23 protein-coding genes are annotated in these 24,638 nt (G+C 72.4%); 13 read left to right on the top strand and 10 right to left on the bottom strand.

Annotation, left to right across the window (positions count from 1 at the left end; all coding sequences use genetic code 11):
* Positions 1–17: 17 nt before the first annotated feature.
* The 4 genes from Vse01_RS08260 to Vse01_RS08245 all read left to right on the top strand — a co-directional run bounded on the left by Vse01_RS08260 (position 18) and on the right by Vse01_RS08245 (position 3,745).
* Entirely contained in the window at positions 18–227 is a 210-nt protein-coding gene (locus Vse01_RS08260; RefSeq protein WP_093408540.1) for a heavy-metal-associated domain-containing protein, read from the top strand.
* Between the two features lie 33 nt (positions 228–260).
* Entirely contained in the window at positions 261–1,238 is a 978-nt protein-coding gene (locus Vse01_RS08255) for a DUF8832 domain-containing protein (RefSeq protein WP_093408538.1), read from the top strand.
* Positions 1,239–1,249: 11 nt separating this feature from the next.
* Positions 1,250–3,499, top strand: a complete 2,250-nt coding sequence (locus Vse01_RS08250; protein ID WP_093408535.1) for a heavy metal translocating P-type ATPase — start codon at positions 1,250–1,252, stop codon at positions 3,497–3,499.
* Positions 3,500–3,571: 72 nt separating this feature from the next.
* Positions 3,572–3,745: a CsbD family protein gene (locus tag Vse01_RS08245; protein ID WP_093408532.1), complete on the top strand. Its 174-nt coding sequence runs from the start codon at positions 3,572–3,574 to the stop codon at positions 3,743–3,745.
* Between the two features lie 58 nt (positions 3,746–3,803).
* Here the strand turns inward: Vse01_RS08245 and Vse01_RS08240 are convergent, their stop codons facing one another.
* Positions 3,804–4,763, bottom strand: coding sequence for an anti-sigma factor RsbA family regulatory protein (locus Vse01_RS08240; protein ID WP_093408529.1), 960 nt, complete (start codon positions 4,761–4,763; stop codon positions 3,804–3,806).
* Positions 4,760–5,605, bottom strand: coding sequence for an MEDS and STAS domain-containing protein (locus Vse01_RS08235; RefSeq protein WP_232511374.1), 846 nt, complete (start codon positions 5,603–5,605; stop codon positions 4,760–4,762). Before Vse01_RS08235 ends, Vse01_RS08240 begins: the two co-directional genes overlap by 4 nt.
* A 129-nt stretch (positions 5,606–5,734) precedes the next feature.
* Here Vse01_RS08235 and Vse01_RS08230 point away from each other — a divergent pair, with 129 nt between their 5' ends.
* Positions 5,735–6,310, top strand: a complete 576-nt coding sequence (locus Vse01_RS08230) for a sigma-70 family RNA polymerase sigma factor (protein ID WP_093408527.1) — start codon at positions 5,735–5,737, stop codon at positions 6,308–6,310.
* Between the two features lie 6 nt (positions 6,311–6,316).
* On the opposite strand, the gene Vse01_RS08225 is transcribed toward Vse01_RS08230, so the two are convergent.
* Together Vse01_RS08225 and Vse01_RS08220 are read right to left on the bottom strand one after the other, a co-directional pair.
* Complete coding sequence (locus Vse01_RS08225) at positions 6,317–7,168, bottom strand: zf-HC2 domain-containing protein (protein ID WP_093408524.1); 852 nt, start codon at positions 7,166–7,168, stop codon at positions 6,317–6,319.
* Between the two features lie 109 nt (positions 7,169–7,277).
* A complete protein-coding gene (locus tag Vse01_RS08220; RefSeq protein ID WP_170863555.1) occupies positions 7,278–7,904 on the bottom strand; it encodes a universal stress protein in 627 nt (208 codons plus the stop codon).
* A gap of 122 nt (positions 7,905–8,026) precedes the next feature.
* On the opposite strand from Vse01_RS08220, the gene Vse01_RS08215 reads away from it, so the two are divergent.
* Genes Vse01_RS08215 through Vse01_RS08205 form a run of 3 tightly spaced genes read left to right on the top strand, consistent with a single transcriptional unit; the run spans position 8,027 to position 10,711 of the window.
* Positions 8,027–9,244 (top strand): D-arabinono-1,4-lactone oxidase, encoded by a 1,218-nt coding sequence (locus tag Vse01_RS08215; RefSeq protein ID WP_093408519.1) that lies wholly within the window; start codon positions 8,027–8,029, stop codon positions 9,242–9,244.
* Complete coding sequence (locus Vse01_RS08210; RefSeq protein ID WP_093408517.1) at positions 9,244–9,609, top strand: sensory rhodopsin transducer; 366 nt, start codon at positions 9,244–9,246, stop codon at positions 9,607–9,609. The genes Vse01_RS08215 and Vse01_RS08210 overlap by 1 nt, the downstream gene beginning before the upstream one ends.
* Before the next feature lie 4 nt (positions 9,610–9,613).
* Positions 9,614–10,711, top strand: coding sequence for an FUSC family protein (locus tag Vse01_RS08205; RefSeq protein ID WP_093408514.1), 1,098 nt, complete (start codon positions 9,614–9,616; stop codon positions 10,709–10,711).
* A gap of 223 nt (positions 10,712–10,934) precedes the next feature.
* On the opposite strand, the gene Vse01_RS08200 is transcribed toward Vse01_RS08205, so the two are convergent.
* The 3 genes from Vse01_RS08200 to Vse01_RS08190 form a co-directional block, all read right to left on the bottom strand.
* Positions 10,935–12,542: an ABC transporter permease gene (locus Vse01_RS08200; protein WP_093408509.1), complete on the bottom strand. Its 1,608-nt coding sequence runs from the start codon at positions 12,540–12,542 to the stop codon at positions 10,935–10,937.
* The gene (locus Vse01_RS08195; protein WP_232511373.1) at positions 12,539–13,480 is read right to left on the bottom strand and encodes an ABC transporter ATP-binding protein; all 942 of its coding nucleotides are present in this window, start codon (positions 13,478–13,480) and stop codon (positions 12,539–12,541) included. The genes Vse01_RS08200 and Vse01_RS08195 overlap by 4 nt, the downstream gene beginning before the upstream one ends.
* A gap of 83 nt (positions 13,481–13,563) precedes the next feature.
* Positions 13,564–15,174: a potassium/proton antiporter gene (locus tag Vse01_RS08190; RefSeq protein ID WP_093408506.1), complete on the bottom strand. Its 1,611-nt coding sequence runs from the start codon at positions 15,172–15,174 to the stop codon at positions 13,564–13,566.
* Positions 15,175–15,485: 311 nt separating this feature from the next.
* Between Vse01_RS08190 and Vse01_RS08185 the strand changes: the two genes are divergently transcribed.
* On the top strand, positions 15,486–16,241 hold the full coding sequence (locus Vse01_RS08185) for a potassium channel family protein (RefSeq protein WP_093408503.1): 756 nt from the start codon (positions 15,486–15,488) through the stop codon (positions 16,239–16,241).
* A 215-nt stretch (positions 16,242–16,456) separates the two neighbouring features.
* A complete protein-coding gene (locus tag Vse01_RS08180) occupies positions 16,457–19,108 on the top strand; it encodes an HAD-IC family P-type ATPase (RefSeq protein ID WP_093408613.1) in 2,652 nt (883 codons plus the stop codon).
* A 45-nt stretch (positions 19,109–19,153) separates the two neighbouring features.
* Here Vse01_RS08180 and Vse01_RS08175 read toward each other — a convergent pair whose 3' ends face one another.
* Together Vse01_RS08175 and crcB are read right to left on the bottom strand one after the other, a co-directional pair.
* On the bottom strand, positions 19,154–19,528 hold the full coding sequence (locus Vse01_RS08175; RefSeq protein WP_093408501.1) for a fluoride efflux transporter FluC: 375 nt from the start codon (positions 19,526–19,528) through the stop codon (positions 19,154–19,156).
* Positions 19,528–20,007: a fluoride efflux transporter CrcB gene (crcB, locus tag Vse01_RS08170; RefSeq protein ID WP_307818562.1), complete on the bottom strand. Its 480-nt coding sequence runs from the start codon at positions 20,005–20,007 to the stop codon at positions 19,528–19,530. The genes Vse01_RS08175 and crcB overlap by 1 nt, the downstream gene beginning before the upstream one ends.
* Positions 20,008–20,199: 192 nt before the next feature.
* On the opposite strand from crcB, the gene Vse01_RS08165 reads away from it, so the two are divergent.
* The 3 genes from Vse01_RS08165 (at position 20,200) to Vse01_RS08155 (ending at position 23,965) form a co-directional block, all read left to right on the top strand.
* The gene (locus Vse01_RS08165; RefSeq protein WP_093408611.1) at positions 20,200–20,535 is read left to right on the top strand and encodes a YnfA family protein; all 336 of its coding nucleotides are present in this window, start codon (positions 20,200–20,202) and stop codon (positions 20,533–20,535) included.
* Positions 20,536–20,755: 220 nt separating this feature from the next.
* The gene (locus tag Vse01_RS08160) at positions 20,756–22,723 is read left to right on the top strand and encodes an ABC transporter ATP-binding protein (RefSeq protein ID WP_093408495.1); all 1,968 of its coding nucleotides are present in this window, start codon (positions 20,756–20,758) and stop codon (positions 22,721–22,723) included.
* 141 nt (positions 22,724–22,864) lie between these two features.
* Complete coding sequence (locus Vse01_RS08155; RefSeq protein ID WP_093408493.1) at positions 22,865–23,965, top strand: L-dopachrome tautomerase-related protein; 1,101 nt, start codon at positions 22,865–22,867, stop codon at positions 23,963–23,965.
* Between the two features lie 41 nt (positions 23,966–24,006).
* Here the strand turns inward: Vse01_RS08155 and Vse01_RS08150 are convergent, their stop codons facing one another.
* Positions 24,007–24,636 (bottom strand): copper resistance CopC family protein, encoded by a 630-nt coding sequence (locus Vse01_RS08150; protein ID WP_093408608.1) that lies wholly within the window; start codon positions 24,634–24,636, stop codon positions 24,007–24,009.
* Positions 24,637–24,638 lie beyond the last annotated feature (2 nt).

The following is a 24,638-nucleotide window of genomic DNA, read 5'->3' as shown; positions in this document are numbered from 1 at the left end:
GTGGTGAGGAGAGTTCCATGGTCAGCACGACGTACCAGGTGCAGGGCATGACCTGCGGGCACTGCGTCAACGCGGTCAGCACCGAGATCGGTGCGATCGAGGGTGTCAAGGACGTTCAGGTGGATCTGGCCGCCGGTCGGGTCACCGTCACCAGCGACCAGCCGCTCTCCGACGACGCGGTGCGTGCCGCCGTGGACGAGGCCGGATACGAGCTGGCCGGCGCCTGAGCCGGCCGGCGCGCGGAAACCGAGGGGTCAACCATGAACACGGCGACGAAGCTGAGCGGCTTCGTGCTCGGCCTGGCGGCGGTGTTCGGCGCGGCGTACGGGGTGGGGCAGCTGACCGGCCCGGTGACCGTGGTCGCCGCCGGCCACGACAGCGAGGGTGCCGGCCACGGCGAGGGTGACGCCGGGCATGAGGAGGCGGCCGGGCACGAGGAAGGGGCAGCCGGGCACCTGCCCGGCGGCCTGCTCGTTGCCGACCGTGGCTACACCCTGGTGCCGGTCGACGCGCCGCCGGGTGAGTTCGCGTTCCGGATCACCGGTCCCGATGGCCGTCCGGTGACCGGGTACGACGTCACCCACGACGAGCGGATGCACCTCATCGTGGCCCGCCGCGACCTCTCCGGCTTCCGGCACGTACACCCGGAGCTGGCCGGGGACGGCACCTGGCGGATCGTCTCACCGATGGACTCTCCCGGGGTGTGGCGGGCCTTCGCCGACTTCACCCCGACCGGCGGCGACCCCCTGACGCTCGGCGTCGACGTGACCGTCCCCGGCGCGCTGGCCGAGCGACCGCTGCCCGCCCCGGCGAGCAGCGCCACCGTCGACGGCTACACCGTCGCCCTCACCGGAGCCCCGCAGCCGGGGCGCACCACGACGCTGACGCTCACCGTCAGCCGCGACGGCGCACCTGTCACCGACCTGGAGCCGTACCTCGGCGCGTACGGTCACCTTGTCGCGCTGCGCCGTGGTGACCTGGCCTATCTCCACGTACACCCCGAGGGCAGCCCGGGAGACGGGCGCACCGCCCCCGGCCCACAGGTCAGCTTCGCCACCGAGTTCCCCTCGGCCGGCGCGTACCGGCTCTATCTCGACTTCCGCCACCGGGGAGTGGTGCGTACCGCCGAGTTCACGGTGCACGTCGGTGACCCGGGCGGCACCACCGGACCGGCCGACGGGCACCCCACCACCGCGCCCGAGGACGGGCACGGGACCCCCGGGCACGGACACGACTGACAGGACCCGCAATGAGTACGAGCCGACCCCTGACCACCGCGCCGCACCTGATCGAGCTGGCCATCGGCGGGATGACCTGCGCGTCCTGCGCCGCCCGGATCGAGAAGAAGCTCAACCGGATCGACGGCGTGCAGGCCACCGTCAACTACGCCACCGAGAAGGCGACGGTCTCGTACGCCGACCCGGTCACTCCGGACGATCTCGTCGCCACCGTCGAGAAGACCGGTTACCAGGCCAGCCTGCCGCCGCCGCCCACCCCGGCCGGACCGGCTGCCGCCGAGCCGGCGGACCCGCTGCGTGCCCTGCGTACCCGGCTGTGGGTGTCGGTGGCGTTGAGCCTGCCGGTGATCGCGCTGGCCATGGTGCCGGCCTGGCAGTTCACCTACTGGCAGTGGCTGTCGCTGACCCTGGCCGCCCCGGTGGTGGTCTACGGCGGGCTGCCCTTCCACCGGGCCGCGCTTGTCAACCTGCGGCACGGTGCCGCGACCATGGACACCCTGGTGTCGCTGGGCACGTTGGCCGCCCTCGGCTGGTCGGTGTGGGCGTTGTTCCTCGGCACCGCCGGCACCCCCGGCATGACCCACCCGTTCAGCTTCTCCATCGGTCGTACCGACGGCGCCGGCAACATCTATCTGGAGGCGGCCGCCGGGGTGACCACCTTCATCCTCGCCGGTCGCTACTTCGAGGCGCGCGCGAAGCGCACCGCCGGGTCGGCCCTGCGGGCCCTGCTGGAACTGGGCGCCAGGGACGTGTCAGTGCTGCGGGACGGGGTGGAGACCCGGGTCCCGGTCGACCAGCTCGCGGTGGGCGACCGCTTCGTGGTGCGGCCCGGCGAGAAGATCGCCACCGACGGGAAGGTGGAGGAGGGCTCCTCGGCGGTCGACGCCAGTCTGGTCACCGGCGAGTCGGTACCTGTCGAAGTGGGAACGGGTGACGCGGTGATCGGCGGCTGCGTCAACGCCGGTGGCCGACTGGTGGTCTCCGCGACCCGGGTAGGCGCCGACACCCAGCTCGCCCAGATGGCCCGGCTGGTCGAGCAGGCGCAGAGCGGCAAGGCCGCCGCCCAGCGGCTCGCCGACCGCATCTCCGGAGTCTTCGTGCCGATCGTGATCGCCCTGGCTGCCGGCACCCTGGGCTGGTGGCTGGGGAACGGCGCCGGCCCGGCCGCCGCCTTCACCGCCGCCGTGGCGGTGCTGATCATCGCCTGCCCGTGCGCCCTCGGCCTGGCCACCCCGACCGCGCTGCTTGTCGGCACCGGGCGGGGCGCACAGCTCGGCGTCCTGATCAAGGGGCCGGAGGCGCTGGAGTCCACCCGGCGGGTGGACACCGTGGTGCTCGACAAGACCGGCACCGTGACCACCGGCCGGATGAGCCTGCTCGCGGTAACCCCCGGCGGAGGTGAGCGACGCGACGAGGTGCTGCGCCTGGCTGCCGCCCTGGAGAACGGCTCGGAGCACCCGGTCGCCCGAGCGGTGGTGGCCGGTGCCGCCGACGTCGGCGTGCTGCCGCCGGTCACCGATTTCGCGAACGTGGCCGGGCTGGGGGTCAGCGGCGCCGTGGACGGCCGCCAGGTGCTGCTCGGCCGGGCCCGGCTGTTGGAGGAGCGGGGTCTGGTCGTACCGGACGACCTTGCCCGGGCAGCGACCGACGCGGAGGCGGCGGGGCGCACGGCCGTGCTGGTCGGCTGGGACGGCCAGGCCCGCGGCCTGCTCGCCGTGGCCGACCAGGTGAAGCCGACCAGCCGGGAGGCGGTACGGCGGCTGCGCGCGCTCGGCCTGAGGCCGGTGCTGCTCACCGGTGACAACGCCACGGTCGCCCGGGCGGTGGCCGCTGAGGTGGGCATCGACGAGGTGATCGCGGAGGTGCTGCCCACGGAGAAGGTCGAGGTGGTCGCCCGGTTGCAGGGGGAGGGCCGGGTGGTGGCGATGGTGGGCGACGGCGTCAACGACGCCGCCGCGCTGGCCCAGGCGGACCTCGGACTGGCGATGGGCACCGGCACCGACGTGGCGATCGAGGCGTCCGACCTGACTCTCGTCCGGGACGACCTGCTGGCTGCGGTGGACGCCATCAGGCTGGCCCGCGCCACCCTCGGCACCATCAAGGGCAACCTGTTCTGGGCGTTCGCGTACAACGTGGCCGCCCTGCCGCTGGCAGCCGCCGGGCTGCTCAACCCGATGATCGCGGGGGCGGCGATGGCGTTCTCGTCGGTGTTCGTGGTGGCCAACAGCCTCCGGCTGCGCCGGTTCCGCCCCGTTTCTTGAACTTTTCCGGTTGGTCGATGCCGGACTGGGTACCTGACTGGACGTAGCGACAGGATCCCCCGGGAGGGCGACATGGGCGTCGAGGACAAGTTCAACAACACCGCCGAGAACACCGGCGGCAAGATCAAGGAAGGCGTGGGTCACGCCACCGACGACGAGCGCCTGGCGGCGGAAGGTCGCGGCGACCAGATGCGCGCCAACCTCAAGCAGGCCGGCGAGAAGATCAAGGACGCGTTCCGCAAGTAGTCCGGTACGCCACGAGTCGCCGGGCCGGTGAACGCCGGCCCGGCGACTCGTGTGTAGCTCAGGCGCCCAGCGGTCGGCCGGCGGTGAGTCGCAGGGTGAACCCCTGGTCGTCGCGGTGGTAGGTGACGTGGTTGCACGACTGATGGGTGATCCACAAGCCCAGCCCGCCGGGCATCCCGTTGGCCGACGGCAGCAGCCCGGCGTACGGATCCTGGGGGCCGGTACCGGCGTCACTGACGGTGGCGACGATGCGTTCCGCGCCCGCCCACAGCCGGAACCGGACCGGGGGACTGCCGTGCCGCAGCCCGTTGGTGACGGTCTCGCTGACGGCGACGACGAAGTCGTCGAACTCGTCATCCCGGAGCCCACCCTGGCCCACCTGGTGTACGGCCGCGCGGGCCTGCGCCGCCGTCGGGCCGAGCAGGTCGACCAGGGGCGGGGTCGTCTGCATCGGGTCGGGTGGCATCGGGCGCGTCTCGCGCAGGAAGGTCTCCGGCGCGACGTAGTCGACACTCGGCAGATGCCGCCCGTCGACTGCGGCGAAGCACGGGTGCGTGGCGGCGACGTCGGCCAGCACCCCGGGTGCGCTGGTCCGGGTGTCGTACGCGCACATGCTCCACAGCGGCCAGTCGTCGTACGCGTGGTTGATCGCCGACTCGTACCGGGCCCACCAGTCCCAGGTGGGGCCGAGACCGACCGGCGGCACCTCGCCGATGATCCGGATCTGGGTGGCACCGTCGGCGACCAGATCGGCGAGGAGCTGGCGGTACATCCGGATGGCGGCGGTGGGCCGGGCGTAGACGTCGCCGCCCGACAGGAACTCGACCTTCGTGTCGGGGGGCAACGCGGCGCGCACCAGGTTGCCGGTGCGCTCGCCGAGCGCCACGAAGGTGGGCTCGTTCGCCTCCACACCACCGACCAGGAACGGCACCACGACGGCGAGCAGTTCCTCGTCGGAGCCGTAACAGAGAGCCTCGTGGAAGTAGCCGGTGCGCCCGGCGGCCGCACCGGTCCTCACCGGGTCACCTCCACCCGCAGGTCGGGCAGGTCCAGCAGGGCGGCGAGCCGGGCCACCCCGGAGCGGGCGGCCCGCAGCACCACCGTCACCTGCCGGTCCCGGGCGTACTCGTTCAGGTGGATGAGCGCCCGGTGGTCGAGGAAACGGAGCCCGTCGGCATCCAGCACCAGTTCGTCATCGACGGGTTGCAGATCCGCGCGGTCCAGCGCGGTGCGGAACAGGTCGTGGTTGGACGGGTCCAGCTCACCGGCGAGGGCGGCCTGCCCCTGACGCAGCGGTACCGCGTACAGCCGGAACAGCAGCTGGCCGAGGTTGTGTTCCGGGTGCAGGCAGGCCAGCTCGGCGACCGCCGGATCGCCCAGCTGCGAGCGGTCGTACGCGCACATGGCCTGGAACGGCTCGGTGCGCATCATCTCGTTCACACGCTGCTCGTAACGGGCGAACGCGTCGCGTTGCGCGGCGGTACGGACCAGCTCGGTGGCGTCGGCGGCCACCCGCAGGCCGCTGTATCCGGCGGCGACGGCCTCCCGGGTGGCCCGGCGGTAGGACGCCACCTGACTCGCCGGATCGATCACCGCTGTGCTGCCGTACGCGCCGTCGAGGGAGCGGACCTGGGCGGCACCCGTCAGCAGCGCGTCGGCGAAGTCCCGGACACCGAGCAGGTGGTCCCGGACCGGTTCGGCGGGACCGGAGACGACGAACCAGACCCGCTCGCCGGCCGCCAAGCCGGCGCGCAGGAACTCCACGGCATGGGTCATGAACCCGGCCGGGTCGTCGTACGCCCAGCACAGGTGCCGGTACCGCGGCGGTTGGTCAGTCAGCACGGCACTCCGCTCGCTCACGTGAGGTGCCCCATCAGTGCAGTCTACGGCGTCGCCCGGAGCGGTCCGGCTAGCCAGGTCCTCCGATTGCCGGCCCTATTGCCGGCCCGCCGGGGAACCAACCGACGGTTTCCACCGACCAATACGGCGATGACAGCCGTGACCGACGACATCAGCGGGTACGCGCTCGCCGCGGGCCGGGGCGACCATGCCGCCGCAGCCGCGTTCGTGCGGGCCACCCAGCAGGACGTACGGCGGTTCCTGACCCACCTGCCGGGGGTGCGGGAGGTCGATGACCTGGTCCAGGAGACGTACCTGCGAGCCTGGCGGGCACTGCCGTCGTTCGCCGGCCGCTCCACGGCCCGGACCTGGCTGCTCGCCATCGCCCGGCGGGTCGCCGTGGACCAGGTACGCGCCGCCACCTGCCGGCCACGGACCGCGAACCTCAGCGACTGGCAGACCGCCGCGGAGAGCACACCGGCCGGAGTGCGTGCCGGGGTGGACGAGCAGGTGGTGCTCCGTGGAATGCTCGACGGTCTCGCCCCCGAGCGGCGTGAGGCGTTCGTGGCGACCCAACTGCTCGGCCTGTCGTACGTCGAGGCCGCGCAGGTTTGTGACGTGCCGGTCGGCACCATCCGATCCCGGGTGGCCCGGGCCCGTGAAGATCTGGTCGCGGCGATGCGGTCGGCCGACCGTCCGGCGGACCGGCCCGGCGCTGCCGGATGAGGCCCGTCAGGCGACCCGCCGCCGGTCACGGTTCCGGTCGTCGCCGTGAGCGGCACGCCGGCGGGCCGGGGCGGAACCTAGGTGGGCGGAGTGCCGGGCCTGGGCCGAGTAGGGCGGCAACAGCCGCAGCGGGGCGGGCTCGTCGACCTCGTCGAGGCGCAACCGCCAGCGGGACCGCTCCGGCTGGCGCCGGTCGCCCGGCTCGCCGGGCCGGCGGGAGCTTCGCGCCAGCAGCACGGTGATCAGGTAGCCGACCACCAGGAAGCCGTGACTCACCAGCCGCTCCACCGCGACCTGCGAGGCGACGAGGTCGTTGACCGACAGCAACACCAGGGTGACCACGAAGGCGCCGAGCATCGGCAGCAGCCCCGACGGCGAGGTCCGACGCAGCGCGACGAAGAGGAAACCCGCACCCACGGCGACATTCCAGGCGGCGGATTCGTGCCACAGGTGCTGGCCGTTGGCGTGGAGGTGCTCGGCGACCTCGGCCCGGCCGATCTGCGCCAGCCCGAGCACCAGTTGCACGGCGCCCAGCAGACCCAGCGCGGCGCGCAGCCCGTTGACCAGGCTGGGTCGCGCACCGGTCGCCGGCCACCAACGACTCGGCATCGCGGCGGCGACGAGCGTGCGCCAGCGCCGACGCGGCGGCGGTGCGGTGGCGAGAATCGCCTCGGTCAGATCCGGCAGCGAGGTCACCACCTGGGTACGCGCCCGGCGGGTCACCTTCGCTGCCGCGTCCAGCCAGGCCCGGCAACCGGCGCAGTTCTCCAGGTGCGCACCGACGTTGCGCTGCTCGTCCGCCGTGACCTCACCGTCCAACTGCGCCGACAGGATCTCCCGCCACTGCTCACACCGCATGTACCTATAGTCGCTTCCCGGGCTGGCATGGTTCCCGGTCGGCACCGCCGGACCGGCCGACACCGAGGTCAGGGCCGGGGTGCCGGACGGTGGCGAGGGTCGCGGGCGGTCAGCGGCCGGGCAGGCTGCCGAGCAGAACGGCCCGCCTCGACCGGTGCGTGAGGCCCTCGGCGACGCTGCCCAGCAAGCGGTCGCCGATCCCGTGCCCGTGCCGGCCGACCACCAGCAGATCCACATCCCGGTCGTCGGCGACCGTCAGCAAGGCATCGACGGGGTGACCGGTGACGACCACGGTGGTGGGCCGGGGCAGCCCTTCGGGCAGTCCGGCGGCCCGCTCGTCGATCATGCGGCGGGCCCGCTGGTGCTCCTGCCGGGACTCCGCGTCGGTCAGGTCGGCGCTGGTCACGGTGACCAGGACGAGTTCACTTGTGCTTCCGGTGAGGGCGCGGGCGATGGCACGCAGCGCGCGGTCGGAGTGCGCGGAGCCGTCCACCCCGACCAGCACGCGCAACCCGTTGCCGACCGGTCGGGCTGGTCGGTGGCGTACGTCGACCAGCTGTGGGCGGGCCCGGCCCCGCTCGACCGCGATCGGCACGAACAGCGGCCCGAGCAGTGCGCCCACCAGGTACCAGAGCGGGCTGCGGTGACCGCCACGGGTGACGAAAACCGCTGCCGTGCCCAGTCCGATGGCCAGCCACAGCACTGCCACCAGCGCCGCGTACCACCACTCAGACACGACGTGTCCCGCTGGTGGGTCGGGCCTTCGACGTGGAAGGGACGGGTTCGGCCATGCCAGCGACTACCCCGCCAGGCCGGGGGTAAGCGCACGGTTCGTGCGTCGAGAGGAGGTTGCCGGGGGTGTCCCGTCCGTTCGTGAACTGGTCCGGCAGTCTCGCCTTCACCCCGTCCGGCTGCGCCGAGCCAGCCGACGAGGACGAGGTGCGGGAACTGGTGCTGCGGGCCCGTGAGGCGGGAACCAACCTGCGCCCGGTGGGCTCGGGCCACTCGTCGAGCCCGCTGGTACGCACCGACGGCACCCTGGTCAGCCTGCACCGGATGGCCGGTGTGATCGACAAGGCCGGTGACCGGGCCACGGTCCGGGGCGGTAGCCGGCTCAGAGAGCTGGGTGCGGGCCTCTACGAGGCCGGGCTGGCCATGGAGAACCTCGGCGACGTGGACTACCAGTCCATCGCGGGCGCCATCGCCACCGGCACCCACGGCACCGGCCTCGGCTTCGGCAACCTGTCGACGCAGGTGTCCGAGGTACGCCTCGTCACGGGCACCGGTGAGGTGCTGGACGTCTCCGCGACCAGTAACCAGGAGCTGCTGCCCGCCGCCCGGCTCTCCCTCGGTGTCCTGGGAGTGGTGACCCAGCTCACCCTCGACCTGGAGCCCAGCTACGAGTTGCGTCGACGGTCCTGGTGCGCCCCGATCGAGTGGACCCTCGACCATCTGGCCGAGTTGCAGCACACCAACCGCAACATGGACTTCTACTGGTACCCGCGCAGCGACCTGACCCAGATTCGCACCATGAACCGAATCGACGGGGTGGCCGCGCGTTCCACGTGGCCGGCCCGCCGGGTGCCGGAGTGGAACGGGTGGCAGGAGCCCAGGGAACTGGAGATCGGGCCGACCCACGACACCATCCCTCAGCATCGCGATCTGCGTTTCGAGGAGATCGAGTACATGCTCCCGTCAGAGGCGTTCCCAGCCTGCTTCGCGGAGATCCGGCGACGGATCCTGAGCCGGCACCGGCGCACCGTGGGCTGGCGGGTGTTGGTCCGCAGCATCGCCGCCGACGACATCTGGCTCAGCAACGCGTACGGTCGCCCCACCACCGCCATCGCCTGCCTGCAGAACGCCTCGTTGCCGTACGAGGAGTACTTCCGCGACATGGAGGCCGTCTTCCGGCAGTACGGCGGACGGCCGCACTGGGGCAAGAAGCACTGGTTGACCGCCGAGGACCTGCGACCGCTCTTTCCCCGCTGGGACGACTTTCAGGCGGCCCGCCGCCGCCTCGACCCGGACGGGGTGTTCCTCACCCCGGACCTGGCCCGACTGCTGGAGGAGGCGTGATGGCGCAGGTGTGGGCGGTGCCGGGCGGGCACGTGCCGTTCGGCGGCACCGGCGGCGAGCCGCAGTTCACCAGTTTCGACCAGTTGTGTGTGCTGAACACCACCGACTCCGAGGCGGAGGTGCTGCTCCACTTCTACTACGAGGACACCGAACCGGTCGGGCCGTACCGGTTCGCCGTCGGTGCCCGACGCATCCGGCACGTACGGGTCAACGACCTGATCGATCCGGAGGCCGTCCGCCTCGACCGCCCGTACGGCTGTGTCCTCAGTTCGCCAGTGCCGGTGGTGGTGCAGTTCCTCCGGCAGGACACCCGATTGCCGGGCACCGTGGCACTCACCGGGACCATGGCCCACCCCGTCGGATGACCCGATGAGCAGCCTCCGGGGACGCTTCGCAGCCGCCGGCAGGCGCAGTTACGGCCGGCTGCGACAGCATCTGCTGCTGGCCTTCCAGGGCGGTCTGGCCGCGTCGCTGGCCTGGTTGGTCGCCGAGCAGGTGCTCGGCAACCCGGACCCGACCTTTGCCCCGATCGCCGCGGTCGCCGTCATCGCCACCTCGATCGGCCGGCGAGCCCGCCGGGCCGTCGAACTGATCGTCGGCGTGATCGTCGGGGTCCTGATCGGCGACCTGCTGGTGGGTACGGTCGGCACCGGTGCCTGGCAGACGTTCGTGATCGTGTTCGGTGCGCTGCTTGTCGCGGTGGCCGTGCGGGGCACCGGTGCCCTGGTGACCCAGGCCGGCGGCGCGGCGGCACTGATCGCCACCCTCGCCCCGGGCACGCCGGACATCGTCCTGCCGCGGACGGTGAATGCCCTGGTCGGTGGCGCGACCGGGCTGCTGGTGGTGCTGGTCCTCGCCCCGATGAACCCGACCCGCAGCGTGCGCCGCATCGCCGGGCCGGCGCTGGACACCTTCGCCCGGCAGTTGACGTCGGCCGCGGAGGCGCTGGCCCGAGGGGATGCGCGCCGGGCGAGGGAGGTGCTGGACGAGATGCGGTCCGCCGAAGGACAACTGCGGGAGGTCGGTGACGTGGTGACCGCTGCCGAGGAGGTGGTCCGCTTCTCTCCGCTGCAGTGGCGGCGGCGCCGGGCGCTGGCCGCGTACGGCGCCGGGGCCGAGCACCTGGACCGAGCTTTCCGCAACAGCCGGACGCTGGTCCGCCGCATCTTCACGGCACTGCGTGACCACGAACCGGTGCCGGTCTGCCTGTCCACCGCCGTCGAGCAGGTGGGGCAGGGCGTGCGCCTGATGCACGAGGAGTTCCTGTCGATGCAGGAGCCGGTCCGGACGCGGGAGCGGGTGCTGCGGGCCGTGCAGGACGCTGGTGAGGCATGCCGGCAGGAGATCGGCTTCTCCGGCACCATCGTGGTTTCCCAACTGCGGACTGTCGCCAACGACATGCTGCGGGCCACCGGCGTGCCGGGCGACGAGGCCCGCCGGTTGGTCCGGCGGGCCGCCGCCGGTTAGGCCCTGTGTCGAAGTCCCTGGCCGGCCTACGGCGGGCCCAGGCGACGGCCGGCCGCGTTAGGCATTGGTCCGGATACAACACCGGTATCCGGACCAATCCCCGCCTTGCCGGACCGCCGCCTGGACTCCGCCTCGGCTCGACCGAGGACTTCGACGCAGGGCCTAGGCCCTCACCTGCCGCTCGACACCGGTCGCGACGCTCCCCGGCGACGACGGGCGTTGTTCATCCCAGCAGGTCGCGACGCCGGTGGCCGAGCCTGCCGAGGGCGGCGGCGAGCACCGCGATCCCGACCATGATCCACCACGCCGGCCAGGCGGGCGACTCGGCCGGGACCGCCGCCAGATGGGTGAACGGTGAGATCGCGGGCACCCACCCCGGAAGATCGGCGCTGTCGGCGAGCACCTGGAGCAGGAACCCGCCGATCGCGGGTAGGACACCGACGGCCGCGGTGGCCCGGGGCAGCCAACCGAGGGCGAGGATCGCCGCGCCGAGGCAGAGCAGCACGACCGGCAGCACGTGCCAGGTGCCGGCCAGGGCGGCGGCCAGCGGCAGTGGGGCGTCCACCAGATAGGCGCCGAGCCAGGTCGCCGTCGCCGCCACGGTGACGAGCACCGCCACCCCGCCGAGGGTGGCCAGCGTCTCGGCGGTCAGCAGCCGGTTGCGGCTGATCGGCTGTGCGTACAGCGACGTCAGCCGGCCGTCCGTCTCGGCGGCCACGAACTCGGCGAGCCGGGACGCGGCGAAGACCCCGACCGGCACGGCGAGCAGGACGAACAGGGACGCGGTGTAGCCGCGTACGCTGCCCAACTCGGTGAAGCCGGCCTGCGCGGCGAGTTCGGCGAAGCGCGGATTGTCCGACAGGAAGTCGGTCATCGACGTCGCCAGCAGACCGATCAGCAGGAAGTACGCGCCGATCCCGGCGGACCAGCCGGCCAGCGGGCGCGACATCCGGCGTACCGCGAACCCGTCGACCGTGCCGAGCAGCCATTTGCGGGGCGGCCGGCCGGCCGGTGCGGCGACCAGCCCGGCCCGCACGTCACGACGCCCGGCCAGCGCTGTCGCCGCCGCGCCGACCAGGAGCGCCGCACCGGCCAGCACGAGCAGGGGCAGCAGCCGGTCGTCGCGGTAGGGACGGACGAGGGCGAGCAGCCCGTACGGCGACAGCCAGCGCAACCACCCCAGCGCAGCGACGCCGTCCCCGACCATCCGGGCCAGCATTCCGACGCCGAGCACGGCCAGGGCCGACCCGCTCGCCCCGGCCCGGGTCGGCATCACCTGCGCAGTCAACAGCGCCGTCGCCACGGCGAAGAGGGCGACCAGCACGAGACCCGCCGCGTACCGAAGGGCGCCGCCCGGTGGCGTGCCGGCCGCGACGAGCACGATCCCGGCCGCGGCTCCGGCGATCACCACTGCGGCATTCAGGACGGCGAGGTGCCGACCGAGCACGGCCGGCACCGTCAGCCGGCCAGCCAGCAGGAGGTCCCACCGGCCGCTCTCCTCCTCGCCCCGGGTGACCCGGGTGGTGGCGAGCACCCCCCACACCGAGAGCAGGACGGCAAGTACGGTGCCGGTCCGCCAGACGGTGAAGCCACCCGGGGTGTCCAGCGCGAACGGTTCGCCGAAGAGGGTGCGGACCGCCGGGTTCTCAGCGAGGGCGGCCAACGCGGCGGCGTCGAGTGCGGTGCCGGCCGTGCTCTCGTACCCGGCGACGACGACGGCGGTGACGCCGGCCGTCACCGCGGACACGACGAGCGCGGGCCGACGGACCTGGCGCAGGGCGAGCCGGGTGACGGCGGCCCTGGCGGCGCCTCCGCCTCCGATGGCGGTCACCGACTCCCCTCCCCGTAGTAGTCGAGGAAGATCTCCTCCAGCGTGGGCTCGCGCATGGTGAGGGTGGTGAGGTCGGCCCCCGCCAGTGCCCGCAGGGCCGGGCCGGGCGGCCCGGTGAGGGTGAATCGCAGCGCGGCCCCGTCGACCTGAACGCCGTCGATGCCCGCCACGCCGGTCAACTCCGGTACCGGGCCGGCGAACCGCACCAGCACCTCGGTGCGGTGCAGCCGCCGCAACTCCGGGATGGTGGCGACCTCGACGAGGCGCCCGGCGCGCAGGATGCCCACCCGGTCGCAGACGGCTTCCACCTCCGCCAGCTGATGGGAGGAGAGGAACACCGTGCTCCCGGTGTCGCGGGCCTCGTTCACCGCGCGGCGGAACTCGCGTTCCATCAGCGGGTCCAGGCCGGCGGTCGGCTCGTCCAGGACGAGCAGCGGCGCACGGGTGGCGAACGCGGCGATCAGGGCCACCTTCTGTCGGTTGCCGGTGGAGTAGGCCCGTCCCGGCTTCGACAGGTCGAGGGCGAACCGGTCCACCAGTTCGTCCCGGTAGGCGACGTCGACGCCTGGCCCGGTGGCGCCGAGCAACTCCAGGATCTCCGCGCCGGTGAGCTGCGGCCAGAGCGTCACATCGGCCGGCACGTAGGCGAGCCGCTGGTGTGCCGTGGCCACGTCGGCGGCGGCGGTACCGAAGATCCACGCCTGGCCGGCGGTCGGGCGGGCCAGGCCGAGCAGCAGCCGGATGGTGGTGGACTTGCCGGCGCCGTTGGGCCCCAGGAAGCCGAACACCTCACCGGCGTCGACGGTCAGGTCGAGATCGTCGAGGGCGAGCAGGGAACCGTACCGCTTGCTCAGGTGCTCGGTGCGGATGGCGGGCGGGTGCACGGCGGCCTCCGAGAGGTTGTTGAGGACACGACCGCCGACCAGGCTTCCCGGCACACCAGCCTCACCTTAGGCCCTGTGTCGAGTCCCTGGCCGGCCCACGTCGGGCCCAGGCGACGGCCGGCCACTCGCCGTGCGGGTCAGCCCGCCGACGGGACGAGGGCCGACGGCGACTCGTCACCGGTGTCCGGCGACGATGCCGCGCGCGGCGGGACCGTCGGGGTCTCCGGGGGACGCCGGATCCTGGCCGGCCGCTCCGGGTCGCCGGTCTCGCCGCGCCAGTGGGCGAGCCGGCCGGCCCGGGCGACCGCCCGCAGACGGCGTTCCGCCCGGTCCCGGACGTGTGGGGTGGTGACCACGAGCAGCTGATCACCGTGGCGCAACCGGGCGTCCGGCTCAGGTACGAAGGCGGTCCCGTCGCGGACCACGAGGGTGACCGCGGCCGGTGGCGGCAGCCGCAGCTCGCGGATGTGCACGCCGTGCATCTGGGAGTCGGGCTCGACGGTGAGGTGCAGCAGGTCCGCGTCGATGGCGTCCAGCGGCGCGGACTCAACCTGCAGGTCCGGACCGATCCCGGCCGAGCTGAGCCGCAGGCGTTTGGCCAGCCACGGCAGCGTCGGAGCCTGCACCAGTGTGAAGACCACGACCAGCACGAAGACGATGTTGAACAGCTGTTCGCTGGCGCCGACGCCGGCCACGACGGGAATGGTGGCCAGCACGATGGGCACCGCGCCCCGCAGCCCGGCCCAGGACAGCAGCACCTGTTCGCGCAGCGGAATCCGGAACGGCAACAGGGTGACCAGCACCGACATCGGGCGAGCGAGCAGCAGCAGTACCAGACCCACGGCGAGGGCGGGCAGGATCGCGGCGGGCAGTTCGCTGGGATTGGCCAACAGACCGAGCATGACGAACAGGCCGATCTGCGCGATCCAGCCGAGCCCTTCGGCCACCGACACCGTGGCGCGGCGGTGCGCCAGCCGGGCGTTGCCCAGGATCAGCGCGGCGAGGTACGCGGCGAGGAAACCGCTGGCCTGGACGAGCCCGGCGGCGGCGAAGGCGAAGATGCCGCAGGAGAAGGTGGCGATCGGATAGAGGCCCGATGCGGGCAGGGTGAGCCGGCGCAGGAACCACACTCCGGCGAGGCCGATCGCGACGCCGACCGCGCCACCGATGCCGAGCTGGTAGACCATCTGGACCAGCAGTTCCACCGGGCTGGTCGCGGTCAGTCCGGTGGCGCTGAAGGCGAGTACCAGGATGACTGTGGGTGCGTCGTTCAGCCCCGACTCTGCCTCCACCAGCCCGGCCAGTCGCCGGGGCAACGGCAGGGTGCGCAGCACCGAGAAGACCGCCGCCGCGTCGGTGGAGGACACCACCGCGCCCAGCAGCAGAGCCAGCTGCCACGAGACATCGAGCAGCAGGTGCGCGCCGAGGGCGGTGACCCCGACGCTGATCAGCACACCGACGGTGGCGAGCGCGGTCGCCGGTGCCAGTACCGGTCGAATGTCGGAGAACCGGGTGGTCAGGCCACCCTCCACCAGGATCACCGCAAGCGCCGCAGTGCCCAGGGCCTGCGCCAGGGCGGCGTCGTCGAAGCGCAGGCCGAGTCCGTTCTCGCCGAGCAGCAGCCCGATGCCGAGGTACGCCAGCAGCATCGGTACGCCGACCCGGGTGGCCAGCCGTGCGGCGGTGACGCTTACCAGCACGGTCGCCGCCGCGGCGATCATCAGCAGGTAGACCTGTTGCAGGGTCATCCCGGAACCTGTCCCAGCCGCAGTCGACCCATGCATCCGCTCCCTCACGCTCGCGCCCGCTGTGGGGGTACAACGCCGACACCCGCCCCCACGGGCCGCACAGCCGGCACGCCCGGCTCTGTCAGCCGGGCGGCGACCCGTGCCACGGTGTGTCCCCGCGCTCACGTTACCGGGCGAGCAGCCACCGAATGCCGAGCGTGACGGTGACGCACTGTCCGGACGATCTGCGGGCCGCCCGTGGGGTCTCGTGTCCGGCTGCGCGACCATGGCCCGGTCACGCGTACGACGACGGAGCAGACGGGAGCCGGCTCATGGGCGGCGGGACAGCACAGCGGACCGATCGACTGGAGGCATGGGAGCGGGTCAGCGCCGCACCGCTCACCGTGCTGTCCGTGGTGTTCCTGGTGGTGTACGCGGCACCGATCCTGCGTCCGGACCTCAGCCCGGCCTGGCGGGCCGCCTGTTCCGCCACGACGATCGTCGTCTGGGCGCTGTTCTGGGCGGACATCGTCGTTCGGCTGCGGCTGGCCACGGACCGGCGGAAGTTCCTCCGGGAACACCTGTTCGACCTCGTGGTGCTGACCCTGCCGATGCTGCGACCACTGCGCGCGGTACGCCTGGTCATGGTGGTGCTGACCATCAATCGCCGCACCGAGGTGTGGGCGCGCGGCCGGCTGGCCGTCTACGTCGCCGCCACGGCGGCACTGCTGGTGCTGGTCTCCGCGCTGGCGGTGCTGGACGCCGAACGACTCGCGCCGGGCGCCAACATCACCGCCTTCGACGACGCGTTGTGGTGGTCGACGGTCACCATCACCACCGTCGGTTACGGCGACTTCTACCCGGTGACCACCGCGGGGCGATTCGTCGCCCTCGGTCTGATGATCGGTGGGATCGGCCTGATCGGTTTCGTCACGGGTTCGCTGGCGACCTGGATCGTCGAGCGCGTCGCGGCTGGCGCCGACAAGCCGGCGGCGGCCACCAGCGACGACGTGGCGGCCCTGCGTGCCGAGATCGCCGCCCTGCGGCGGCACCTCGACCCCAATTCGGCCGAGCGCACCAGCGGCTGAACGGCGACGGCCGGCAGCGCGTCGGCCGTGATCGGGCGTTCCGGCCTGCTCGGTCGAGTTTGTCCCGGAAGATGGTGGATGCGGTGTCCGGCCGGCCGCCGGGGCGGAAGGCGGCGACCCGGGTCGGCGGCGCGGGTCCGGTTCTCTTCGTCGGCGGGGTGACGGTGACGCTCGAACAGTCAGCGGGGACGTCGCGATCCGACGAACACCACGGCATGTCCACCCACGAGGTGGTGCTGCTGCTGGAGACGGACCCGCAGCGCGGCCTGAGCGACGCCGAGGCCGCCCGGCGGCTGGACCGGTACGGGCCCAACGTGCTACCCGCCGCCGGTGGTGGCGGACTGCTGCGTCGGATCCTGCGGCAGTTCCACAACCCGCTCATCTACGTGCTGATCGCGGCCGGCGTGGTCACCGCGGTCCTCGGCGAGTACGTCGACTCGGCCGTGATCCTCGCGGTGGTGCTGATCAACGCCGGGATCGGCTACGCCCAGGAGTCGCGGGCCGAGGCGGCCCTGGACAGCCTGCGCTCGATGGTGCGTACCGAGGCGCGCGTGATCCGCGACGGCGAGCTGCGGGCGATCTCCTCCGACGACCTGGTCCCCGGTGACCTGGTGGTGCTGGAGGCCGGCGACAAGGTGCCGGTGGATCTGCGGTTGGTCCGGCTGGCCGAGTTGCGGGTCGACGAGTCGGCGCTGACGGGCGAATCCGTACCCGTGGACAAGCTGGAGGCGGAGCTGCCGGTGGGCACACCGGTCGCCGACCGGCGCAACATGGTCTGGTCGGGCACGCTCGTCGCGGCCGGCGGCGGCGCCGGCATCGCGGTGGCCACCGGGGCCGAGACGGAACTCGGCCAGATCCACCGACTGGTCGGTGCGGCGGAGGCGCTGGCCACCCCGCTGACCCGCAAGCTGGCCCGGTTCAGCAAGGTGCTGACCGTGATCATCCTGGTGCTGGCGGCGGTGACCTTCGCCGTCGGTCTGCTCCGCGGCCAGGACGTGGTCGAGACGTTCACGGCGGCCGTGGCGCTCGCCGTCGGCGCGATCCCCGAAGGGCTGCCGGCGGCGGTCACCATCACCCTGGCGATCGGGGTGACCCGGATGGCCCGTCGACGGGCGGTGATCCGTCGTCTGCCGGCGATCGAGACGTTGGGCAGCACTACTGTCGTCTGCTCCGACAAGACCGGCACGCTCACCGAGAACCAGATGACGGTCCGGGCGCTGTGGACCCCGGACGCCGAGTTCGAGGTGACCGGCGCCGGCTACCGGCCGGATGGGGAGGTCCGCGGCGACGGCCGGGGCGGCGACGCCCTGCGCTGGTCGCTGCTGGCCGGTGCCGGATGCAACGACGCGCGGGTACGCGAGCAGGACGGCGAGTGGCTGCTGGCCGGTGATCCGACCGAGGGCGCGATGCAGGTGGTAGCGGCCAAGGTGGGGATCGACCACGGTCGGCTGTCCGCCGACTATCCACGACGGGACACCATCCCCTTTGACTCGAAGCGGCAGTACATGGCGACGTTGCACGACGAGCGAGCCACGGGCCGGACGGTGGTCCTGGCCAAGGGGGGCGTCGAGCGGATCGTGTCGATGTGCCGGGGCGAGATGGGTGCCGACGGTCAGATCCGCCCGCTCCGGGCCGACGCCGCGCTCCGGGCGGCCGAGGAACTGGCCGGTCGCGGGCTGCGGGTGCTGGCCACCGCCGTACGACCACCGGACGGTCCGGACGACGGTTTCGACGAGGTCGCGCTGCCCGGCACCCTGGTCCTCACCGGGTTGCAGGCGATGCTCGACCCACCCCGCAGCGCCGCCGCCCCGGCGGTACGGGCCTGCCACTCGGCGGGCATCAACGTCAAGATGATCACAGGCGACCATGCGGCGACCGCCGGTGCCATCGCCGGCCAGCTCGGGCTGCTCGACGCCGAACGTCCGGATCGGGTGGTCACCGGCACCGATCTCGAAGAGTTGCCCGCCGAGGGGTTCGGCGAGGCGGTGGACCGGGCCGCCGTCTTCGCCCGGGTCTCCCCGGAACAGAAACTCCGGCTGGTCGAGACTCTTCAGCAACGAGGCCACGTGGTCGCGGTGACCGGCGACGGGGTCAACGACGCCCCCGCGTTGCGGCAGGCGAACATCGGCATCGCGATGGCCCGGTCCGGGACCGAGGTGGCCAAGGAAGCGGCCGACATGGTCCTCACCGATGACGACTTCGCCACCATCGAGGCCGCGGTGGAGGAGGGCCGCGGGGTCTTCGACAACATCACAAAGTTCATCGTCTGGACGCTGCCGACGAACCTCGGTGAAGGGCTGGTGGTGCTGGTCGCCATCGTGCTGGGTGCCACGCTGCCGCTGCTGCCCACGCAGATCCTCTGGATCAACATGACCACCGCCGTCCTGCTCGGCCTGATGCTGGCCTTCGAGCCGAAGGAGCGCGGCATCATGCGACGGCCGCCCCGCGACCCGGCCCGGCCGCTGCTGACCGGCGCTCTGGTGATCCGGATCGTGCTGGTGGCCACGTTGCTGGTGGCCGGCGCGTGGTGGGTGTTCCAGTGGGAGTACTCCAACGGTGCCGATGTCGCACAGGCGCGTACCGCCGCCATGAACGTCTTCGTCGTGGTCGAGACGTTCTACCTGTTCAGCTGCCGGTCGCTGACCCGTTCGGCATGGCGGCTCGGCTTCTTCACCAACCGTCTGCTGTTGCTCGGCGTCGCCGCGCAGGCCCTGTGTCAACTCGCCATCACGTACCTGCCACCGATGAACACCATCTTCGGCACGGCACCGATCGGGCCGGACGTGTGGTTGCGCATCCTGGCCGTCGGGGCGGTTTCCGCAGTCGTGGTCGCCATCGACAAGCGGCTGCGCCACGATCTCGGCTGAACGGCCGGCACGCCGAGGAGCCCGGTCACCGAGAACGCGCGACGGTCAGGCCCACAGCGCCTCGGCGAGGGCGACCCCGACGAACGCGGCGCCCAGCGCGGCGACGACGCTGACGCCAGCGTTGACCAGCGCGGGAAAACGGGCACCGTCCTCGAGGAGCCGGATCGTCTCGTAGCCGAAGGTCGAGTAGGTGGTAAGCGCTCCGCACAGACCGAGGCCGAGCAGGTTGACCAGGGAACCGGGCACTGTCCCCACCGCGGCCCCGCCGATCAGGACACCAAGGAGGAGTGAGCCGACCACGTTGACCACTAAGGTGCCCCAGGGAAAGACGGAGTCGTGACGTCCCTGCACCGCCCGGTCGACGAGGTAGCGCAACGGTGCGCCGACAGCGGCACCGAGCGCCACCAGGATGACGGCCATCAAGCGCTCCGCTTCCGGTCCACGCCGGTCGCCAGCCGGGTCAGGGTCACGCCCAGCCGGACGGCGGCGAGGGCGGCGACGAGGGTACCGGCGAGATACAGCAGGCCGGTCCGGGCCGCGCCGGCCGCCACCGCCTGCTGCACCTCGACGGCGTACGTCGAGAAGGTCGTGTAGCCGCCGAGCACGCCGACGCCGAGGAAGGGCCGGACCAGTCGGTGCGCGGCCCACACCTCGGTGATCAGCACCATCAGCGTCCCGATGAGCAGGCAGCCGGAGACGTTGACGGCAAAGGTGGCCCAGGGAAAGCCGGACGGCGGATGCGGAAAGGTCACCGTCAGCCCGTATCGCGCCAGCGCGCCGACCATCCCGCCAACGGAGATCGCGGCGAGCAGACTGGCGGTCCCGCCCCGCAGCTCCGCGCGCTGCCGCGGCACACTGAGATCGACATCCGGATCGACGGGCGGTCGCTGCGCCCCCACGGTCACCACCTACCAGTACGCGTCTGCCCTGGCAGGGACCGTTGGCGGCGAGCGCCGCGGTTGTCCCGCACCGGCGGGGTGGCGGGCCCCACCGCCACGGGCACCTCCGGTGGATGCCCCGTGCAGAGGATAACGCCGCTCGCTGGACGTGGACCCGGGGTGCGGCCAGCCGCTGTCGGTAAGGTGCGGCGGGTGACCGTGCTGCGTTCCGTCCTGCTGTTCGTCCTGGCCGCGATCGCCGAGATCGGCGGGGCCTGGCTGGTGTGGCAGGGCTGGCGGGAGCACCGGGGGCTCTGGTTCGTCGCAGCCGGGGTGCTCGCCCTCGGCGCGTACGGCTTCGTCGCCACCTTCCAGCCCGACCCGAACTTCGGCCGCATCCTGGCCGCGTACGGCGGGGTTTTCGTCGCCGGCTCGCTCGCCTGGGGGATGATCTTTGACGGCTTCCGCCCGGACCGGTGGGACCTCACCGGTGCCGCGATCTGCCTGCTCGGCGTCGCCGTAATCATGTACGCCCCGCGCGGTGCCTGACCCCGCTCGGCTGCCGGGGTGCGTCGAGCGACGGTGACCGGAGCCCGGCGTCCGGGTCGGGCGGTTCGGCGCGCCGACAGGGCTGGACCACCACCGCATCGACGGTGACGATAAGTAGCTGGTCGATCGCCTTTGGCTATCTCGTTGGTTCGCGTCCCGGCGGCGCCACTCAGCGGGCAGAGGTGACCGCCGCGTGTCGCCGACCCCTGGAGGTGTTTGCATGGCCGCCACGTCGACCCGACGTCGTGACCGAGCGGAACAGGCCGAGCCGTCGGCCGGGGAGTCGGTGCTCCCCGAGATGCGGGCCATGTGGTGGGAGACGGGCATGCGGGCGCGGACCCAGGCCGGTCTGCTCGCCGTCTTCGCCGAACTGCCCCGGCTGATCTGGGCGGCCCTGCGGATCAGCTGGCGGGCCGACCGGCTGCGTACCTCGGCGGTCGCCGTCGCGACGGTCGGTGCCGGCGTGATGTCGGCGTTCGGGCTGCTCGCGACGCAGCGGGTGCTCGTGGAGTTGTTCGCCGGTGGGCCGACCGGGGAGAGGGTGGTTGCCGCGCTGCCGGCGCTCGCGGTGCTGGCCGCGGCGACCGCGACGCGGTCCGGCATGGCGATCGCCACCGGTTACGCCCTGAACGGACTGACGCCCAGGGTCAGCCGGGAGGTGGAGCGAGGGTTGTTCGAGATGACCACGGCCGTGCGACTGGAGGCCTTCGACGCGGACGCTTTCGCCGACGACATGGAGCGTGCCTCCCGGGGCACCGATTCCGCCGTGGATCTGGTGCCCGCGTCGATGAACCTGCTCGCCGGGCTGGTCGGGGTGGTCGCGGTGACCGTGGCCGTCGTGGTGATCCATCCGCTGCTGCTGCCGGCGCTGCTGGTCGCGACCGTGCCGAACGCGTGGGCGTCGCTGCGGGCGGGGCACCTGCGGTACCAGACCTACATCGCCGGCTCGGTCCGGCGACGTCGAATGTGGTTGCTGCACCGGCTGATGGCCGAACGGGCGTCGGCACCGGAACTGCGCTCGTACGGCCTGCGCCGGTTCCTGCTGGACCAGTACGACCGGGTGATGGCGGTGGAGACCGACATCGAGCTGGCCCTGGCGCGTCGGGTGACCACGACGGTCACGGTGGGCTCGATGATCGGAGGCGTCGCCACCGCCGTGGTCTACGTGCTGCTCGGTCTGCTGCTCATCGACGGACAGATCCCGCTCGCGGCGGCGGCGACCTGTGTGATCGCGGTACAGGCGGCGCAACGTTCGCTGGCCGTGGTGACCTTTCAGATGGACCGCGTCTACACCGAGGGCCAGCACTTCCGCGACTACACGGGGTTCATGACCCGCGCCGCCACCTACCTGCCGGAGCAGGCGGTGGCAACGGCACCCGACCGGCTGCGGGAGCTGACCGTGGAGGCGGTGAGCCTGCGTTACCCGGATCGCGACACCCCGGCGGTGGATCGTGTGACGTTGACCGTCGAGGCGGGGCAGACGGTGGCTTTCGTCGGGGAGAACGGATCCGGCAAGAGCAGCCTGGCTGCGATGATCGCGGCCCTGCGTACGCCCAGCGACGGCGTGATCCGCTGGAACGGGCGTCCCCTGTCCGAGCTGGACCGCGACGAGTTGCGTGGTCGCATCGCCGTGGTCACCCAGGAGTACCACAAGTGGCCGTTCACCGCCGCCACGAACATCGCCATCGGGGACATCGACACCGAGGCCCGGCAGGACCGGATCGAGGCCGCCGCCGCCCGGGCGGTCGCCGACGAGATGATCCGTGAGTTGCCGCACGGGTACGAGACGCTGCTCGACCGTACGTTCGCCAAGGGACAGGACCTCTCCGGCGGGCAGTGGCAGCGGATCACCGCGGCTCGCGGTTTCCTGCGCGACGCCGAGCTGCTGGTGATGGACGAGCCGTCCTCGGCGCTCGACCCGCGGGCCGAGGACGCGCTGTTCCAGGCTATCCGCGACCGGCGCGGCCGGGCCACCACCATCCTGATCACGCACCGGCTGGCCAACGTCCGGCACGCCGACCGGATCTTCGTGCTGCATCACGGTCGTCTGATCGAGCAGGGCACCCACGACGAACTCGTCGCCGCCGGTGGTCGGTACGCCGAGCTGTTCACCCTCCAGGCCGCCGGCTACGCGGACACCGACCGCCTGCCCGCGCCCCGGCAACATCCGCACCCTGCCGCCGGCTGACACCCCGCCGGCGCGTCGTACGGAGAAGCCGCGCCGTCACGTTTGCGTCATCCGACGACGGGAACGGGTGTTGCCCAGGCCGCCTCGGCTGAGACCCGGGCACGGGTCGGGACAGACGCGGCCCGACGGCAGGAGCAGCGGATGAGCGAGCCCGTGTCCGACGAGCCCGTCGGCGAGCTGGAACTGATCCATGCCTTCACCGGGCCGATGCCCACCGGGGTCAGCGTCTCGCACACCGGCCGGATCTTCGTCAACTTTCCCCGCTGGGGCGACGAGGTGCCCGCCACCGTGGTCGAGCTGCGCGACGGCGCCGAGGTGCCGTACCCGGACGAGCGGTGGAACCAGCCGCGAGACGACGACGACCCGGGCGCCTTCGTCTCGGTGCAGAGCGTCGTGGTCGACCCCGTCGACCGGCTCTGGGTGCTCGACACCGGCAGCCCGAAGTTCCAACCGACTCGACCGGGCGGCCCCAAACTGGTCCGGATCGACCTGGGCAGCAACACCGTTGCCCAGGTGATCACCTTTCCGCCGGATGTGGCGCTGCCCACCACGTACCTCAACGACGTGCGCTTCGACCTGCGGCGCGGCGAGGCGGGCGTCGCGTACATCACCGACTCCGCGGTCGCCGGGCCGAACGGGATCATCGTGGTCGACCTGGCCAGCGGCGCCTCCTGGCGACGACTGCATGACCATCCCTCGACCAAGGCGGAGCCACTGGCCCGGTTCCGGCCGGTGGTGGAGGGGAGACCCCTCCTGCAACGGTCGGCCGGCGGGCCGCCGACACCGCTGACGATCGGCGCGGACGGGATAGCCATCTCCGCCGACGGTTCCCGGCTCTACTACTGTCCGCTGGCCTCGCGCCAGTGGTACAGCGTCGCCACCGACGCGCTCGCCGACGTCTCGGCCAGCGCGGACGAGGTCGTCGCGACGGTGGTCCACGAGGGCGACAAGGGCACCGGCTCCGACGGCCTGGAGACCGACGACGCCGGGCGGATCTACCTCACCGCGTACGAGCACAACGCGGTGCTGCGGCGGCGTCCGGACGGCGAGTACGAGAGTGTCGTCCACGACCCTCGGCTGCTCTGGCCGGACACCCTGTCGGTGGCGGTGGACGGGCACCTTTACGTCACTGCGAACCAGTTGCACCGGCAACCCGGTTTCCAGCAGGGCAGGGATCTGCGCCGCAAGCCGTACGCGCTGTTCCGGACCCGGATCGACGCGGGACCGGTGCTGCTGCGCTGAGGCCCGCCGGTGCTGACCGCTGGGGTGCCGCCCGGCGATGCTCACCGCGCCGGGTTGCCTCCAGTGGTGGACCGGCGGCGCAGCAGGAGCACCGCTGCGGCGGCCACCAGTGCCAGCACGATTCCGCCGCCGGCCAGCAGCGCCGCCGTGCCGGGACCGCCGGAGGAACTGCTCGCGGCCGGGCTGGCGGCTGCGGCGGAGGCGGTCGGTTCGGCGCTCGGGGTCGCCGACGTCGGTGCCGGCTCGCTCACCGTGGGGCTGGGGCTCGGTTCGGCGGTGGCCGTCGGGTCGGCGACGGTGAACTTGTACGACCCCTGCACCGGGTGCCCGTCGGTGGAGACCACCCGGTACGCGACGGTGTAGACGCCGTTGGCCAGCGGCGGCTCGATGGTGACGGTGCCCTTGGTGCCGCTGACCTCCGGCTCGCCGGTGGCCACCTGCTGCTTGTCGGCGTCGCTGAGGGTGATGGTGGTGAACGACGGGTTCAGCTTCTGGAGGAACTCCAGGGTGATCCGGGTCGGTGCCTTCTTCAGCTCGGCGTCCTGCGCAGGAGTGGCCTTGCGCAGCACGTTGTGCGCGTACGCGGGGGCAACCGGCCCGATCAGCAGCGCGGTGGCGACCAGCGTGGCGGCGAGGGCGGCGGCGAGCGGCCGGCGCAGGTGGCGGGACATGG

This window comes from Micromonospora sediminimaris (assembly GCF_016863575.1).
In the GTDB taxonomy this organism is placed as follows: Bacteria; Actinomycetota; Actinomycetes; order Mycobacteriales; family Micromonosporaceae; genus Micromonospora; species Micromonospora sediminimaris.
Note: the sequence above shows the minus strand (reverse complement) of the source record. Positions and strands in the feature narration are given on the sequence as shown.